This is a genomic window from Streptomyces chattanoogensis (assembly GCF_001294335.1).
In the GTDB taxonomy this organism is placed as follows: domain Bacteria; phylum Actinomycetota; class Actinomycetes; order Streptomycetales; family Streptomycetaceae; genus Streptomyces; species Streptomyces chattanoogensis.
The window spans coordinates 45,337-61,387 of the sequence record NZ_LGKG01000057.1 but is presented as its reverse complement, the minus strand read 5'-3'; the positions used below and the strand labels follow the sequence as shown (position 1 = coordinate 61,387).

Sequence of the window (16,051 nt, the reverse complement as noted above, 5' to 3'; positions counted from 1 at the left end):
CCGCCAAAACCACGGCAATTTCCGGATATTGGCGTACTCACCCGAGCGCGGAACAGCGGCGCAACGATCCGCCAGCCTACCTCCCGCGGGTTGCCTTCCTGGTCACGGGTGAGGAACGCGATACCCGCCGAGCAGAAACACCACGGAACGTTCACGTTCGACCCAGGCGGTGGTGTCCATGCCGACGGACTGGAGGAGGGCGCACTCGACTTCGTAACCGCCGTCGGCCAGCGCCCGGCCGAGCGCCTCGGCCTCGTCGCGGGTGGCGGCGTGGGTGACGATCCGTTCGGGGCGGCGGTCCGCGCAGGCGGTGACGACGGCCGCTCCCCCGCCGCCGATGCGCACCACGTCCGGCTCGGGCAGGTCCTCGAGGATCTGCGGTGCCCGGCCGTGCACGACCTGGAGTTGGACGCCGTGGCGGCGGGCGACGGCGGCGGCACGCCCGCAGGCGTCCGCGTCGGCGTCCACAGCGATGACGGCGGCGCCGAACCGTGCGGCCTCCACCGCGGCCGCGCCGCTGCCCGTACCGATGTCCCAGACCAGGTCACCCACCTGGGGCCCGAGGCGGGCGAGTTGGGCGGTGCGCAGCTGGACGGCCTCCCCCTCGCCGAGGGCGCCGCCGTACGCGCCGTCCGGCAGGCCCCAGCCGCGTGGTCCGGCGGGGTGGCCGACCTCGTGGGCGGCGATCCAGCCGGTGCCCTGGGCGGCGGCGCCTCCTGGGGAACCGCCGATGACGATGACGACGTTGGGGTCGCGCCAGACGTGGTCGGCGGCCTTGTCGGATGTGAGGACGGTCACCCGCTCGCGGTCGGTGCCCAGTTCCTCGCAGATGACGAAGGTGCGGTGGACGCCGCCGAGCAGCAGGGCGAGTTCGGCGGGGCCGGCGCCGGGTGAGGTGAGGACGGCGACCTTGGTGTGGGCGCGGCAGACGTTGACGGCGCGGCGCAGATCGCGGCTGTGGGCGACGACGACCTGGGCGTCGTCCCAGGGCATCCCGGCCCGTGCGAAGGCGGCCGCGACGGAGGAGACGGCGGGCACCACTTCGACTTCCAGGCCGTACTCGGGGGCGCGCAGGGTGCGGACGACGCCGAAGAAGCCGGGGTCGCCGTCGGCGAGGACGACGGCGGTGCCGCGGTGCTGGGCGATGCGGCGGGCGGCCAGGGTGACGCTGCCGAGGCGGATGCGCTCGGCGTTCGGCGGGACTTCGGGCAGTGCGAGGTGGTGGGCGGCGCCGGCCACCAGTGTCGCGGCGCCGAGGGCGGAGCGGGCGGCGCCGGTCAGCGGGGAACCGTCCCATCCGATCACCGTGACCCGGTCGGCCATGCTCGTCAGTCTCCTGGGGCTGCTGGGGTACGCGGGCGGGCGGCGCCTTACCGGGCCGTGGTGCGGTCCTCGCTGGTGGCGAGGGGTGCGGCAGGCCGAGAGTACCCCGTCGGGTACCGGCCGGAGCGGGCGCGGTTCAGTTCCACTCGGGGTAGGCGAATCCGTTGGCGTCGGCCGTCCGGCCGGGAAGGCCGTCGAGGTCCTCGGGCAGCAGGCTCCATACGATCAGATCGGTGCGGATGTCCGTCCAGCCGCCGTCCTCCGTGCGGCTGCGGGCTATCCAGGCGTTGCGCAGCACTCCCTCGCTGATGCAGCCGACCTTCTGGGCGACCTGCTGGGAGGCGGTGTTGTCGGCGGCGGTGCGCAGTTCGAGCCGTTCGAACTTCTGGTCCCGGAAGAGCCATTGCGCGAGGGCGAGCACGGATTCGGAGGCGTAGCCCTCGCCGCGGGCCCAGGGGGCGGTGACACAGGCGACCTCGGTGCTGCGGGTCCGCCAGTCGGTGTGGTCGAGGCGGACGGTGCCGACCAGGCGCTGGGTGAGGAACTCGGTGACGGCCAGGGCGATGCCGCGGCCTTCGGTGCGTACGGCGGCGGCCTTGCCGGTGGCCCAGGCGTGGGCGTCGTCGGGGGTGTAGGGGTGGGGCAGCGCGGTCCAGGCGGTGACGAGTTCGTCGGTCATCATCTCGGCGAGGGCGGGCACATCGGCCTCTTCGAAGGGGCGCAGCACCAACCGTTCCGTGCTGATGGAGATGTCCGGAAAGGTGGATGTCATGCCGCTGCTCCAACGCCGTCTGCTGTGGTGCTCCGGGACGTCACGGGCCGTCGTTCTGCGAGGTCACGTGAGGTCAGGGGCCGTCTTGACCCTCTTTGAGGGCACCAGCATGCAGCATCCGCCGGGGAATGTGCCACGCAAGCGGGCCCCGGCCGCACTCCGTGCGGATCCGGGGCCCGTTCGCCGTATGTGCGGCCGGCCACCCTGCGGTGACCTGCGCACATGCCGGTGCGTCAGCTCTTGGCGGGACCGAAGGCGGGGATGACCGACCCGTCCTTGTACTTGTCCTCGAGGAACTTCTTGACCTCGGGGGAGTTCAGGAGCTTGGCGAGCTTCTTGATCCGCGGGTCGTTCTCGTTGCCCTTCTTGACGGCGAGGAAGTTCGCGTACGGGTTGTCCTTGGCGCTCTCCAGGGCCAGGGCGTCCTTGGAGGGCTTGAGCTTGGCGCCGATGGCGAAGTTGCCGTTGATGATCGCGGCGTCGACGTCGTCGATGCGCGGCGCGGTCTGGGCGGCCTCCAGCTCGGTGATCTTGATGCCCTTGTCGTCCTTGACGTCGGTGAGCTTGGCCTCCGAGCCGACACCGGGCTTGAGGGTGATCAGACCGTTGTCGGCGAGCAGCTTGAGCGCGCGGCCCTCGTTGGAGGGGTCGTTGGGCACCGAGACGGTGCTGCCGGCCTTGAGCTCGGAGAGCTTGTGGTGCTTCTTGGAGTAGAGGCCCAGCGGCTCGATGAGCACGTTCTGGACGGGCACGATGTGGGTGCCGTTCTCCTTGTTGAAGGTGTCCAGGAACGGCTTGTGCTGGAAGAAGTTGGCGTCGACCTGGCCGTCGTCGGTGACCTTGTTGGGGATCTTGTAGTCGTTGAACGGCTTGACGACGAGCTTGAGCCCGGCCTTGTCCGCCAGCTTGTTCTTGACGAAGTCGAGGATGGCGCCGTGCGGGGTGGGGCTGGCGGCGACGACGAGCGGGGCGTTCTTGTCGCCCTTGTCGCCGGCGGTGGTGTCGGAGGGGGCGGAGCAGGCGCTGGCGCCGAGGGCGACGGCGGAGGCGGCGGCCACGGCCACGGTGATCTTGATGGTGTTGCGCACGAAGAGTGCCTCTTTCTTTTTCACGTTCACGGGCCGGCGGCGCGTGAGTGGTGTGCCCGGCAAAGGGTCCGGGCTCGTGGGGTGGTGCAGGGGGTGGGTCAGGCGGCGTCGACCGTGCCGAGGGTCGCCTCGTCCACCGAGGTGCGCAGGCGGCGCAGGCCGACGCGTACGGAGGAGGCGCGGGTGCCGCGGCCGGCGAGGCGGCGGACGATGAGGTCACCGAGCAGCTGGACGAGGGTGACCAGGACGATCAGCTCCACCACGGTGGTGATCATCAGGGAGGTCTCGTACTGCTGGTAGCCGTAGGTGTAGGCGAGGTTGCCGAGGCCGCCGCCGCCGACCGCGCCGGCGATCGCGGAGTAGCCGATCAGGGTGATGACGGTGGTGGTGACGGCCGCGACCAGGGCGGGCAGGGCCTGCGGGAGCAGCACCTTGAAGATGATCGTCCAGGTACCGCCGCCCATTGCCTGGGCGGCCTCGATCAGGCCCTTGTCGACCTCGCGGAGCGCGGCCTCGACGAGGCGGGCGAAGAAGGGGATGGCCGCGATGGCGAGCGGGACGACCGCGCCGGTGGGGCCGATGGAGACACCGACGACAAGGCGGGTGAACGGGATCAGCACCACGATCAGGATCAGGAACGGAAAGGACCGCCCGATGTTCACGATCGCGCCGAGAACCTTGTTCACCACGACGTTCTGCAGCAGGGCGCCGCGCTCGGTCAGATGCAGCAGCACGCCGACGGGTATGCCGAAGAGCACCGCGTAGAACGTCGACCACCACACCATGAAGAGCGTGTCGAGCGTGTTGTCGTACAGCAGCGGCTGCATGTCGTTCCAGCTCACTTGGCAGCTTCCTTCTCGAGCGGGGCGGCGGGCACCGGGATCGCCGGTTGCGCGGCGGGGTCGGTTCCCGTGGTGTCGGCGGCCTCCGCGACGGCGGCCACGTCCACCTGGAGTCCCTGCTCGCGCAGGAAGCCGATGGGTACGACGTTCTCCTCGAACCGGCCGGGCAGCTCGATGCGCATCCGGCCGATCTGCTTGCCGCCGACGGTGTCCATGGCGGCGCCGAGGATGGAGATGTCGACGTTGTAGGTACGGGCCAGCTCGGAGATCACCGGGCGGGTGGCGGCCGATCCGTGGAAGGTGATGTCGACGACGGTGCGGTCGTCACCGGAGGGCTCGCCGCCCACGGGGAACAGCTCGCGGGCCAGCTCCGAGCCGGGCGTGGCCAGCAGTTCGGCGACGGTGCCCTGCTCCACGACCCGGCCGTTCTTCATCAGCGCGGCCGAGTCGCAGATCGTCTTGACGACGTCCATCTCGTGCGTGATGAGCACGACGGTCAGGCCCAGCTGGCGGTTGAGGTCGCGCAGCAGCTGGAGGATGGAGCGGGTGGTCTCGGGGTCGAGGGCGCTGGTGGCCTCGTCGGAGAGCAGCACCTTGGGGTCGCCGGCGAGGGCGCGGGCGATGCCGACGCGCTGCTTCTGGCCGCCGGAGAGCTGGCCGGGGTAGGCCTGGGCCTTGTCGGCGAGGCCGACCAGGTCCAGCAGTTCGAGGGCCTTGCGGGAGCGCTCGCGCCGGTCGACCTTGAGGATCTCCAGGGGCAGTTCGACGTTGTCCTGGACGGTGCGCGAGGACAGCAGGTTGAAGTGCTGGAAGACCATGCCGATGTGGCTGCGGGCGGCCCGCAGCGCGGCGTTGGCGCGCGGTCCGCGTCCGGCGAGCGCGGTCAGGTCCTGGCCGGCGACGGTGACCGTGCCGGAGGTGGGGCGCTCCAGGAGGTTGAGGCAGCGGATGAGGGTGGATTTACCGGCGCCGCTCTGGCCGATGACGCCGTACACCTCGCCCTCGCGGACGTGCAGATCGACGCCGTCCAGGGCGGTGACTTCGCGGTCTCCTGAACGGTAGACCTTGGTCAGGCCCGTTGTGGTGATCACAGGGAATTCCGTCACTGTCGAGTGCCCGGCGGCTCGCCCACCGGGTACGGGGCATTCTTGCGAGTGCGGCAGTAAGGAACCCGGGGGGCAGGGGCCCGGCTTCGGGTTCCGGTGACGCGGGGCGGCGTGTGTCGTCGATGACTTCTCGATGACATCGCAAGGTCTCGCTTCGGGGCGCGAGGCTCAGGCGGGGGCCCTCAGCGGTCACACATTCGACACAGACAACGAGCACCGGGCGTCATTTTCGCCTCGGTCGCAGGGGTGCGGGAGCTCGTCGCGGTCATGGCGGCAAGTAAACCAGAGACCGCTACGGACCGATCAAGCCTGTCCGGATAGCGGACATGGCCGATCGGTCCGTGGACTGCTCACCGGCCGTTCCTACCCGGCGACGGTGATCTCCACCGCCCCGTCCGTGGCCTGCGCGGATACCGCCGACAGATCGGCCACGACGGCGTCCGCGGACAGCTCCCGGGCGGTGTGCGTTGTGGTCAACGCCACGGTCGCCATCCCGGCGGCGCGTCCGGCCGTCAGGCCGACGGGCGCGTCCTCGAAGACGACACAGCGTGCGGGGTCCACGCCGAGCCGCTCGGCGGCGAGCAGAAACGGCTCCGGGTCGGGCTTGCCGCGGCTGACGTCATCCGCGGCTATCAGGTTCTTGGGCCGTATCCCGGCCTCGGCCAGCCGGGCCTCGGCCAGCTCCCGGGTGGCGGAGGTGACCACGGCCCACTTCTCGGCGGGCAGGCTCTCCAGCAGCGCGAGCGTGCCCGGCAGCGCGACGACCCCGCCCGGGACGTCCTCGACCTCCAGCCGCTCGATCCGGGCCAGCGCCTCGGGCGCCCGGTCGGCGGGCACCAGATCCGCGACGATCTCGGCGGCCGTCCGCCCGTGCAGCCCGACGCGCGCGAAGTCGTCCTCGGTGACGCCGTACTCCTGCGCCCATCTGGTCCAGCACCGGCGCACGGACTCGATCGAGGAGACCAGCGTGCCGTCATTGTCGAAAAGGAGCGCATCCGCGGAGATCTTCATGTTCGACGAGGGTACGTGCCACGGCGGGGCCGAGGACAGCCGCCTGCCCGGCGCCGATTAGCATCGCTCCATGCCCCACAACCCCTCGGCGCTCCCCCGCGCCGCGCGGAGGTCCCGGTGATCGACGCGCTGACCATCGCGGTCGCCGTGACCGCTCTCGCCCTCGCCGCCTGGTGCGGCTGGGCCACCTACCGCGACCAGCCGACCAAGGACTGGCACTTCATCGGCATGGCCGTCGTGTCACTGCTCGGCATCGCCCAACTGGTCATAGGCTGCGTGCAGTTGGCGCGCGGACAGTCGCCGGACGAGGGCACCGCGATCTTTGTGGCGTATCTGCTGGGGGCCGCCGCCTGCGTCCCGGCGACCGGCTTCATGTCGCTGTCGGAGCGCACCCGCTGGGGTTCGGCCACCGTCGCGGCGGGCGGCGTCGTGCTGGCGGTGCTGGAAGTGCGGCTGTTCGACATCTGGGGAGGCGGCAGTGCCTGAGACCACGACGCCCGGGGCGGCGGAGGCCGCCGCGGCCCCGGCGAAGCGCTCCCTGGGCACCGGCCCCGGACGCCTCCTGGTGACCGTCTACGGCGTCTTCACCGTCGCCGCCGCGTCCCGCTCCCTCTTCCAGGTGATCGCCCAGTTCGAGGTGGCGCCGCTGGCGTACAGCCTCTCGGCGGTCTCCGCGGTCGTCTACGGCTTCATCCTGTTCTCCCTGGTACGCGGCGGCGAGGGCGCCCGCAAGGCGGCGGCCGTCTCCTGCGCGCTGGAGCTGATCGGGGTGCTGGGCATCGGCACCTGGACGCTGGCCGAGCCGTCCGCCTTCCCCGACCAGACCGTGTGGTCGGACTACGGCATGGACTACCTCTTCATCCCGGTCGTCCTGCCCGTCACCGGCCTGATGTGGCTGCGCCGGGCGCGTACGGCGACGGCCTGACCGCAGCGGCGGAAACGACCGGAAGGGTGGTGCGCGGGCCCGCCCCCACAGCAGGCCCACGCACCGGTCTTCGGGCCGGTGGCCCCCTAGGCGCCGGCCACGGACACCCCGGCCGGCACCAGCTCCTTCTCCAGGGTCACCTCGGTCAGCGCCCGGGGGCGGGGCACGGTGCCGACGGGCACATAACCGTGACTGCGGTACAGCCGCAGACTGACCTCGCTGCGGTGGCCGGTGAAGAGGCGGTAGCGCTTGGCGGAGCGCTCGTCCGCGAGCCGCCGCTCGACGGCGTCCAGCAGCCGGCCGCCCAGCCCGTGCCGCTGCATCCGCGGGTGCACGATGAGCTTGGCTATCTTCGCGGTGCCGTCCGCGTCGACCGTGCCGCGCACCGAACCGACCACCTCCCCGCCGAGCCGGGCCACCACCACGCACCCCTCGGCCAGTTCGGCACGCAGGGCGTCCAGGGTCTGGGTGAGCGGCTCGATGCCGTAGTCGTCATACAGCGCGGCCTCCGACTGGTAGCAGAGGTACTGCAGTTTGAGGATCTGTTCGGCATCCTGGTCGGTCGCCGCAGAGATGGTCACGCTCGTGCCCATGCGCGTATGCCTCCCCTTTTCGGTTCGCTGCGTGCTTCCGGATTCCCCGGAATGTGGCAGCGGCAATCTCCGCCGGGGCGCATGGTGTGCAGACATATGAGACATGGGGGACGGACCGGCCCCAAGCTCCTCTGTGACATTCCCAACTCAGATGAGATTGCCAAGGATCCGGGGAGGCCGGGGCCGGTCCGGTGCGGCGGTGCTCAGTGCTTGCGGAACTCCGCGGCGGCGAGCAGCGCGGTGTCCGGGTTGTCGGAGAACAGCCCGTCGATGCCGGTCGCGAAGAGCGCCTTGAAGTACGCGAGCGAGTTGCCGTAGTCGCCCGGGTTCTTGCCGACGCGGAAGTCCAGCGGCAGGAAACTGTTCTCGTTGCGCACGGTGTACGGATGGACGACCAGGCCCGCGGCGTGCGCGTCGGAGACGAGCGTGGTGGGCTTGCCGAGCTTGCCGTCCTTGTCCTGCGCGATGATCTGCGGCAGCCAGGGCCCGATGCCCTGGGCGAAGCCCGCGATCCACTTGAGCCCCTCGGGCTTCAGCAGGTCGGCCGTGGTGCGCGGGTCGCCGGCCTCGACGAAGTCCGCGGGCCGCACGCTCGGCTCGTCCAGCAGCACGACTTTGGGGCAGTCCAGGCCCAGCCGGCCGAGCCGCTGGATGCTGCTGGGCTCGAAGGACTGCAGGAAGTTCGGGGAGCTCTTCTTGTCGCGGCCGTACCGGCGCAGCAGCTTGGCCACCCGCTCCTCCAGGCCCAGGCCCGCCTTGCGGAAGTAGGTGGGGTGCTTGGTCTCGATGTGCAGCCAGACCGGGCGCCCGCGCTCGCGCTCCTTCTTCCGGGCCCACTGCAGGACCTCTTCGAAGGTGGGGATCTGCCAGACGCCGTTGTAGAGCGTGTTGTGCCGGCGGACGTCCGGTATGCGCTCCTTGGCGCGCAGGGTCTTGATCTCGGCGAGCGTGAAGTCCTCGGTGAACCAGCCGGTGATCTTCTTGCCGTCGACCGTCTTCGTCGTCTTGCGGCCGGCGAACTCCGGGTGGTCCGCGACATCGGTGGTGGCGGTGATGTCGTTCTCGTGACGGCAGATGAGATGGCCGTCCTTGGTCGGTACGAGGTCGCCCGCCTCGATGACGTCCGCGCCCATCGCCAGCGCGAGCTCGTACGAGCCGAAGGTGTGCTCGGGGCGGTATCCGCTGGCGCCGCGGTGGCCGACGACCAGCGGCACCGGCAGCTCCCGGGGCGCGCCGCCGCGGCTCGCCTCACGGGCACTCGCCTGACCGGCGCCGCCGAACACCGCCGCTCCCGCGCCCAGGGCCGCGGCCCCCAGCAGTGTCCGGCGTCCTGGCCGCTGCCGCTTGTCCATGCTCGTGCTCCTTGGTGGGTGAAGTCCGGGGGTTCCGGGACGGTAGGGGTGATGGGGTCCGGGTCCGGGGTGTCCGGCCCGTTCCGCCGGATGCCTTCCCAGGATGCGAAGGCGTACGGCGCAATTCGGCTGTGACGTAGGTGACGTGGGCGTTTGCAGGGTCCGGGTGGTCCGGTGACCCGGGGCGGTCTTCACGTCCAGGGCTGTCGGGGCGGCCGGGGCGGCCGGTTCCCTCCGGACCGGCGGGACCATGGGGCTCATCGGGCCCGCACCGGGCTGTCCAGTTCCGTGGGTTTCCTGCTCCTCGGGTTCCTCAGGGGCTGCTCTCCGGGTTTGCCCTGAGGCGGCCTCCGGGGTCCCTCGGGGTTCTCCCCGCCAATTCCTCGGGGATTCCCCGGATTTCCCCGGACTCCCCGCCCGGCACGGATTACCCGCCCGGCGCGGCGCGTTGCGGCACCCGAGGGGGACTCGCCCCCTGACCCGCACCTGCCAAATCACCCGCCGATCGTAAGCACGGACAGGCGGCACAGGGGAGACACACGTCGACATCGGAGGGAACACGGCGGTAACACACGTCAACCGCGGGTCAACTCTCCGTATCGACCTCGTGAACCCGATGTGCGCGCGCAGGTGACCCGCGAGTATCGTCCTGGGCTGCAGAGTTCGCTGCCGAGCTCCCTGCCGCCCCGACACTGCCCAGCCACGACCCGGAGGACCCGTTGTCCCGCATTGTGCTCAAGGCGATTCTCGGATTCGTCATGCGTGTCCTTTACCGCCCGAAGGTCGAGGGCATGGAGCGCATTCCGGAGACCGGACCGGTGATCCTGGCCGGCAATCACGTCACCTTCATCGACTCGTTGTTCCTGGGCCTGGTGGTCAAGCGCCCGGTGTACTTCATCGGCAAGGACGAGTACGTCACCGGCAAGGGGCTCAAGGGCCGGCTGATGGCCTGGTTCTTCACCAGCACCGGCATGATCCCGGTGGACCGGGACGGCGGGCACGGCGGTGTGGCGGCGCTGATGACCGGCCGCCGGGTCCTGGAGGAGGGGAAGGTCTTCGGCATCTACCCCGAGGGCACCCGCTCCCCCGACGGCCGCCTCTACCGCGGCCGCACCGGCATCGCCCGGCTCACGCTGATGACCGGCGCCCCCGTCGTCCCGTTCGCGATGATCGGCACCGACAAGGTGCAGCCCGGCGGCAAGGGCGTGCCACGCATCGCCCCGGTCACCATCCGCTTCGGTGAGGCGCTGGACTTCTCCCGCTACGACGGTATGGACCGCGACCGCTATGTCCTGCGGGCCGTCACCGACGAGGTGATGAGCGACGTCATGGAGCTGTCCGGCCAGGAATACGTCGACATGTACGCCACCAAGGCCAGGGCCGCCTGACCCCTCCCTCCTCCGTATCCCGTGCGCCGGGCCCCGTCCTTCTTCGATCCGGACGGGGCCCGTTGCGCTGTCCGGTGCCGTCAGCAGGGCACCCGGTAGCCGCCCGGCGCGCGCTGCCCTTCGGGGCCGCCGGTCAGCGCCAGCCGCAGCGCCGCCTCCGGCCGCGGGATCCTGCTGCCGTCGGACTGCATCACCGGCCGTTCCATGACGGCACCGATCCGGGCGCCCGGCGCCTCCGCGTTCTTCACCGCCACCCGGTTCAGCGGGGCGGGCGTCAGCCGCTGCTGCGTACGGACGAATTCCACGAAGCTCTCGAAGTCGCGGGTGTGCCGTACGGGTGCGGTGAATCCGGAGAAGGCGCGGTAGCCGTCCTGGTTGATGAGGGTGTACGAGGGCGCGGCGAGGCGGTAGCTGCGGGCCGGGTCGAGGGCGGTTCCGTCGATGAAGACCTCGGCGGGGTCGACGCGGCGGCCGACCGGGCCGGCGGCGTCGAAGGTGTAGCGGACATTGGCGGAGACGGCCAGCGGTGCGAAGCCGAGGCCGCCGGCGACGGGGGCCCACTGTTCCTCCAGCGCGTCGTGGATCTGGGCGCCGGTGACGGTCACCGTCATGATCGGGTCGCCGAAGCCGACCGCGTTCCAGGCCCTGCCCAGGGTGATGGCGCCGTCCGACGCCTCGTCACGTACCAGGTCACCGGCGATGATGGCCTGGCCGACACGCGGCGCAACCGCGATGACGGCGAGTTCGGCGGGGGTGTTGGGGTTCTGGCCCGGGTCGTCCATCGGGCCGTGCGGCTGCTTGCCCGCCCAGAGCGCCCAGTCGGCGACGAGGTCGCCCATCGTGCTCTCGCCCGCAGCGTTGCGCCTGCGGGTGAAGGAGGCGGTCTGTCTGCCGAGTGCGGTGGCGGCGCGCCGGGTGCCGTAGCCCGCCCAGTAGTCGGCGATGGACCGCAGTGTGGGGTGCGGGGTCACATCGCGGGTGTTGGGGTGGTTGGTGGCCGTGGTCAGCGGCCGGATCACCTCGCCGGTGTCGGGGTCGAGGCGCAGACTGATCTCGTTGATGAGCTGGCCGTAGCAGCCCGCCTCGACGAAGGGGCGGGGGTTGCCGCTGGGGTCCGGCAGCATCATGGTGAACGCGCAGTGCCAGTGGCCGGTGACGATGGCGTCGATGTCCGAGGAGACGCGGAGCGCCAGTTCGTAGGCGGGGCCGGAGGGGTTGCTGCCGCTGGAGAAGTCGCTGCCGGCGACCGCGCCGTCGTGCATGCTCAGGACGATCGCGTTGACGCCTTGTGACTTCAGTTCGGCGGCGCAGCGGTTGGCGGTTTCGAGTTCGTCGAGGGTGCGCAGGCCCGGCTGGTAGGAGCCGGGGAAGGTTTCGGTGCCGAGGGCGGTGAGGTGGATGAAGCCGATGGGGAGCCGGCGGCCGCGGCCGGCGTCCACGTACGCGATGTTATACGGCGGGAGGACGGTCTTGCCGCTCTCGTTCCACACCATGTTAGCGCTGTAGTACAGGAAGTCGGCGCCGCGGAATCGCCGGCCGGTCGAGTCCTCGAAGGAGTCGTCGCGGCCCACCACGGGGTAGGTGGTGCCCTTTTCCATGTGCGCGGTGAGATAGGTCGCCGATTTGTCGAATTCATGGTTTCCGGCGGAGGCGAAATCCAGGCGCATGGCGTTGAGCGCCTCGATGGTGGGCTCGTCGGCGAAGGTGGATGCGTCGAATTCCCAGCCGGAGAAGAGGTCGCCGGGGGCGAAGAAGAGTGAGTTACGGCGCCCGTCCCGCAGCCGCTCCAGATGGGCCGCCATATAGGCGACGCCGCCCACGGTGTACGCCTTGCCGCCCGCTCCGGTAATGACGGAATGCCCGCCGGGTGCACCCTGGAGAAATCCGTGCAGGTCGGTGATGTTGAGCAATTGCACATCGACGTATTCGTCGGCGGTGCCCGCGTCGCGGGCGTGGCCGGTGGCGAAGGCATTGCTGCCGATGGCGCTCGCGGTGGCCATGGCCCCCGCCGCGGTGAAGAAGAACCGTCGTCCGATGTCGCGCACTGCGTCACTCTCCTGAGCGGGCCGAGCGTGGGGGGACGACAGGAGAGTCAGACAAGCCGTGCGGGACGTCCGGCCACCAGGACGGGTACCGGGCGTGAACGGCCAGGGGACAGTCGCCCCGGGGCGTGTCTTGTGGATCATGGCGGGTGGGCGGCGCGGCCCTTCGCAGGACACGCCCGTCGACGGCCCGTCATGACCCGGATGTCTCCAGGCGGGGCGTCGGCGGCGGGGCCGTGGGACCTGGGACGTCTGACATCCGACGCGCCTTCGCAGGACGCACGGGGTGGCGGCCGGCGAACGAGGACGGGAGCACCGGATGCGTACGCCGAATTCTGCCGGACTGTTCGTCGGCGGCACGTGATTCCGCGTCAGAAGGTCCGGGGGAGATCCGCCGGACGCGGAATTCCCCTCAGTCCGTCAACGGTCCGGTGGGTACCGGAGGCACCGCCGTGCGGGAAGTCGGATGCATCGAGGACTCCGCGCCCCGGGCCCCCGTCAGCACCCCCGTCAGACGCCCGCGCCCCCCATGGCCTCCGGCTCCGGCTTCGGGCGGGCGTCCGTCGTCGTCCCGGGCGGCACCGGGCTGCTGCCCAGTTCCTGTCCCCGCAGGAGGAGCCACGCGGCGACGGCGGCGCCCAGCAGGACCACGGCGCTCACCCCCACGGCGATGTCCAGGCCGTTGACGAAGGTCTGCTGAGCGGCCTTCAGCAGGGCGGTGCCCTGGGCGGCGGGGAGGTCCTTGGCCACCTCGATGGCGCCGCCGAGCGATTCGCGGGCGGCGTCGGCGGCCTCGGCGGGCACCCCGGCGGGGACCGTGAAGCCGCGGTAGATGCCGGTGACGATGGAGCCGAGCAGCGCGATGCCGAGCGCGGAGCCGAGTTCGTACGCCGTCTCGGAGACGGCGGAGGCGGCGCCGGCCTCCTCCTTGGGCACGCTGGAGAGGATCACATCGGCGGTGACGGTGAAGGAGAATCCCGCGCCGACGCCGACGACGAAGAGGATGAGGCCGATCGAGGCGGTGCCGGTGTCGGCGTGCAGGGTCGTGGAGCCGACGAGCGAGAGCCCGACGACCGCGAGGCCGCCGGCCACCACGAGGCGTACGGACAGCCGGCGGGCGACATAGCCGGCGGCGAGGCCGGCGCCGACCGCGCCGACCGCGGCGGGGAGTTCGACGAGCCCGGCGTTGAACGGCGGGCGCATCTGCACCATCTGGAGGAACTGGGAGAGGAAGAAGACCAGTCCGGACAGGCCGAGGATGGTGAGCAGATCGGCCAGCACGGCGCCGGAGAAGCCCCGGTGGTGGAAGAGCTTCATGTTGAGCAGGGGGGAGGCGAGGGTGAGCTGGCGGCGTACGAAGACGACGAGGGCGAGCAGGCCGAGCAGGCCGGCGGTCAGGATGTCCCAGCGGTAGCCGTGTACCGCCGCTTCCTTGATGGCGTAGACGACGCCGACGATGCCCACCAGGGACAGCAGGACGCTGGGAATGTCCCAGGGGCCGGGATCGGGGTTACGGGATTCCGGGATCACCCTGATGCCGACGACCACAAGGAGCGCCATCACCGGCAGGTTGATGAGGAAGACCGAGCCCCACCAGAAGTGGCCCAGCAGAAAGCCGCCGAGGACCGGGCCGACGGCGGTGCCGGCCGAGGCCATCGCGCCCCATATGCCGACCGCGAGGCTGCGTTCCTTGGGGTCGTGGAAGAGGTTGCGGATCAGCGCCAGGGTGGACGGCATCAGCGTCGCACCGGCCACGCCCAGCAGGGCACGGGCGGCGATCATCATCTCCGCGCTGGTGGAGTAGGCGCACACCGCGGACAGCGCGCCGAATGCGAGCGAGCCGATGAGCAGCAGTTTCTTGCGGCCGATGCGGTCGCCGAGGCTGCCCATGGAGACCAGCAGTCCGGCGATGACGAAGGAGTAGATGTCACCGATCCACAGCAGCTGCGTCCCGGAGGGCTCGAGGTCCTCGCTGAGGAAGGGGGTGGCGAGGCCCAGGACCGTGGCGTCGACGCCGACCAGCAGGACGGCGAGGACGAGAACGGCGAGGGCGAGCCAGCGACCTGGGCGGGGCTGGTCGTCCACATGGGCCGAACCGGCCGGTCCTGACGCCAGTGTCTCGGTCATTTCTCCATGCTCCGTCGGATGCCGCCGAGCAGCAGCTCGGCGATCGAGTGGTTGAGGTCGTTGCGGGCGACGCGCCCTTCGTGGACGGACCAGGCACCGGCGCCGATCAGGCCGTAGAACGCCTCGGTGAGCCAGGCGGCGCTGAGGTCGATGCGGAATTCGCCCTGTTCCTGGCCGCGGCGGAAGAGGGCGTGGAGACGGGCGTCCAGCCGGGCCCAGCCCGCGTTGATCTCCGCGCCCTCGAAGAGCTGGTTCTCGGTGAAGAGGAAGGCCAGTACGCCCGCGACCTGTTCGGCCTCGGTGATCAGCCGGCGCAGTGCGTCGCAGGCGGGGCCGTCGTCGAGCCGGGCCGCGTCCATGGCCTGGGTGAACCGCTCGATGCCGTGCTGTTCGAGGGCGCGGATCAGCGCGTCGCGTCCCGCGAAGTGCCGGTGCAGGGTGGCCCGGCTGATGCCGGCGGCGCGGGCGATCTCGTCCATCGACGTCGTCGCCCGGCGGGCGAGCAGCGCGGCGGCTTGGGTGAGTACCTGTTCACGATCTACGGCCATGAGACACAGAGTACCCGAATGAGACGTCAATGTCTCACTGCAGCGGCCTTGGGACGGCGGGCGCCCGCTCCCCACGGCAATGGACCGGACCTACGATGTCCGCGGGCGCGCACCACCACCGCACTCGGGAGGGTGAATGACCCAGGAGACCGATCAGGCCGAGGAGCCGGCCGGCGAGCAGCGCCAGGAGCAGAACCGCCGGCACCAGCGCGACCGGATCCAGGCACACATCACCGCCGCCACCGAAGACCTGCTGACCGCGTGCCGCGCCCTCCCCGGCGCCGCCGCCCGCGAGAAGTGCGCACTGCCGGGCTGGACCCGTGGACATCTGCTCACCCATGTCGCGCGCAGTACGGACGGCCTGCGCAAGCTGCTGGACTGGGCGCGGACCGGCGTCGAGAACCCGCAGTACGCGAGCTACGACGCGCGCGCCAGGGAGATCGAGGCAGGCGCCGGGCGTCCCTGGCAGGACATGGTCGACGATGTGGAGCGCACCGCGGACGCGTTCCACGAGGATCTGCGCACCCTGCCGCCGCACGCCTGGCGGGCGGCCGTCCGCCCGATCACCGGGGAACGGTGCACCCCGGAGCGGATCCTGGTCATCCGGCTGCGCGAGATGGTGGTGCACCATGTCGATCTGGCCGTCGGCTACACCTTCGACCGGGTCCCGGGCGAGGCCGCAGGGATCGTCCTGGACGATGTGGCGGGCTACTACACCGACCGGGCCGAGCCGCCGGCCTTCCGGCTGCACCTCACCGACACCGGTGAGCGCCGGTCCTTCGGAGCGGGTGACGGCCCCGTCGTGACGGCCACCCGGGCGGCGGCGCTCGGCTGGCTCACCGGCCGGGCGCCGGCGCCGTCCGCCGACGCCCCGCAGCTGCCGCCCTGGATCTGAGCCGGCCGGTCCGGGGCACAACGGCGGCGGCCCCCGCCC

15 protein-coding genes are annotated in these 16,051 nt (G+C 71.0%); 4 read left to right on the top strand and 11 right to left on the bottom strand.

Annotation, left to right across the window (positions count from 1 at the left end):
- Nucleotides 1-102 precede the first annotated feature (102 nt).
- The 6 genes from cbiE to ADL29_RS08565 form a co-directional block, all read right to left on the bottom strand.
- Nucleotides 103-1,323 (bottom strand): precorrin-6y C5,15-methyltransferase (decarboxylating) subunit CbiE, encoded by a 1,221-nt coding sequence (cbiE, locus tag ADL29_RS08590; protein ID WP_053923113.1) that lies wholly within the window; start codon nucleotides 1,321-1,323, stop codon nucleotides 103-105.
- A 136-nt stretch (nucleotides 1,324-1,459) separates the two neighbouring features.
- Nucleotides 1,460-2,095 carry a GNAT family N-acetyltransferase gene (locus ADL29_RS08585; protein ID WP_053923112.1) on the bottom strand — a complete coding sequence of 212 codons (636 nt, stop codon included), beginning with the start codon at nucleotides 2,093-2,095 and terminating at the stop codon, nucleotides 1,460-1,462.
- Nucleotides 2,096-2,328: 233 nt separating this feature from the next.
- Nucleotides 2,329-3,183: a MetQ/NlpA family ABC transporter substrate-binding protein gene (locus ADL29_RS08580; protein WP_053923111.1), complete on the bottom strand. Its 855-nt coding sequence runs from the start codon at nucleotides 3,181-3,183 to the stop codon at nucleotides 2,329-2,331.
- Between the two features lie 98 nt (nucleotides 3,184-3,281).
- A complete protein-coding gene (locus ADL29_RS08575) occupies nucleotides 3,282-4,025 on the bottom strand; it encodes a methionine ABC transporter permease (protein WP_053923110.1) in 744 nt (247 codons plus the stop codon).
- On the bottom strand, nucleotides 4,022-5,116 hold the full coding sequence (locus tag ADL29_RS08570; RefSeq protein WP_053923109.1) for a methionine ABC transporter ATP-binding protein: 1,095 nt from the start codon (nucleotides 5,114-5,116) through the stop codon (nucleotides 4,022-4,024). Before ADL29_RS08570 ends, ADL29_RS08575 begins: the two co-directional genes overlap by 4 nt.
- 378 nt (nucleotides 5,117-5,494) lie before the next feature.
- Nucleotides 5,495-6,142, bottom strand: a complete 648-nt coding sequence (locus tag ADL29_RS08565; protein ID WP_053923108.1) for an HAD family hydrolase — start codon at nucleotides 6,140-6,142, stop codon at nucleotides 5,495-5,497.
- A gap of 117 nt (nucleotides 6,143-6,259) precedes the next feature.
- On the opposite strand from ADL29_RS08565, the gene ADL29_RS08560 reads away from it, so the two are divergent.
- On the top strand, nucleotides 6,260-6,628 hold the full coding sequence (locus tag ADL29_RS08560; RefSeq protein WP_046928962.1) for a hypothetical protein: 369 nt from the start codon (nucleotides 6,260-6,262) through the stop codon (nucleotides 6,626-6,628).
- Nucleotides 6,621-7,067 carry a hypothetical protein gene (locus tag ADL29_RS08555; protein ID WP_046928961.1) on the top strand — a complete coding sequence of 149 codons (447 nt, stop codon included), beginning with the start codon at nucleotides 6,621-6,623 and terminating at the stop codon, nucleotides 7,065-7,067. The genes ADL29_RS08560 and ADL29_RS08555 overlap by 8 nt, the downstream gene beginning before the upstream one ends.
- 86 nt (nucleotides 7,068-7,153) lie before the next feature.
- On the opposite strand, the gene ADL29_RS08550 is transcribed toward ADL29_RS08555, so the two are convergent.
- Both ADL29_RS08550 and ADL29_RS08545 read right to left on the bottom strand, forming a co-directional pair.
- Nucleotides 7,154-7,660: a GNAT family N-acetyltransferase gene (locus ADL29_RS08550; protein ID WP_053923107.1), complete on the bottom strand. Its 507-nt coding sequence runs from the start codon at nucleotides 7,658-7,660 to the stop codon at nucleotides 7,154-7,156.
- 203 nt (nucleotides 7,661-7,863) lie between these two features.
- Nucleotides 7,864-9,012, bottom strand: a complete 1,149-nt coding sequence (locus tag ADL29_RS08545; protein WP_053923106.1) for a glycerophosphodiester phosphodiesterase — start codon at nucleotides 9,010-9,012, stop codon at nucleotides 7,864-7,866.
- 719 nt (nucleotides 9,013-9,731) lie between these two features.
- On the opposite strand from ADL29_RS08545, the gene ADL29_RS08540 reads away from it, so the two are divergent.
- Complete coding sequence (locus tag ADL29_RS08540; RefSeq protein WP_053923105.1) at nucleotides 9,732-10,400, top strand: lysophospholipid acyltransferase family protein; 669 nt, start codon at nucleotides 9,732-9,734, stop codon at nucleotides 10,398-10,400.
- Between the two features lie 80 nt (nucleotides 10,401-10,480).
- Here ADL29_RS08540 and ADL29_RS08535 read toward each other — a convergent pair whose 3' ends face one another.
- The 3 genes from ADL29_RS08535 to ADL29_RS08525 all read right to left on the bottom strand — a co-directional run bounded on the left by ADL29_RS08535 (nucleotide 10,481) and on the right by ADL29_RS08525 (nucleotide 15,117).
- Nucleotides 10,481-12,445 carry a bifunctional metallophosphatase/5'-nucleotidase gene (locus ADL29_RS08535; RefSeq protein WP_053923104.1) on the bottom strand — a complete coding sequence of 655 codons (1,965 nt, stop codon included), beginning with the start codon at nucleotides 12,443-12,445 and terminating at the stop codon, nucleotides 10,481-10,483.
- 507 nt (nucleotides 12,446-12,952) lie between these two features.
- Complete coding sequence (locus ADL29_RS08530) at nucleotides 12,953-14,569, bottom strand: MFS transporter (RefSeq protein ID WP_053923103.1); 1,617 nt, start codon at nucleotides 14,567-14,569, stop codon at nucleotides 12,953-12,955.
- Entirely contained in the window at nucleotides 14,566-15,117 is a 552-nt protein-coding gene (locus ADL29_RS08525) for a TetR/AcrR family transcriptional regulator (protein ID WP_053923102.1), read from the bottom strand. Before ADL29_RS08525 ends, ADL29_RS08530 begins: the two co-directional genes overlap by 4 nt.
- 136 nt (nucleotides 15,118-15,253) lie before the next feature.
- On the opposite strand from ADL29_RS08525, the gene ADL29_RS08520 reads away from it, so the two are divergent.
- Complete coding sequence (locus ADL29_RS08520) at nucleotides 15,254-16,012, top strand: maleylpyruvate isomerase family mycothiol-dependent enzyme (RefSeq protein WP_053923101.1); 759 nt, start codon at nucleotides 15,254-15,256, stop codon at nucleotides 16,010-16,012.
- Nucleotides 16,013-16,051 lie beyond the last annotated feature (39 nt).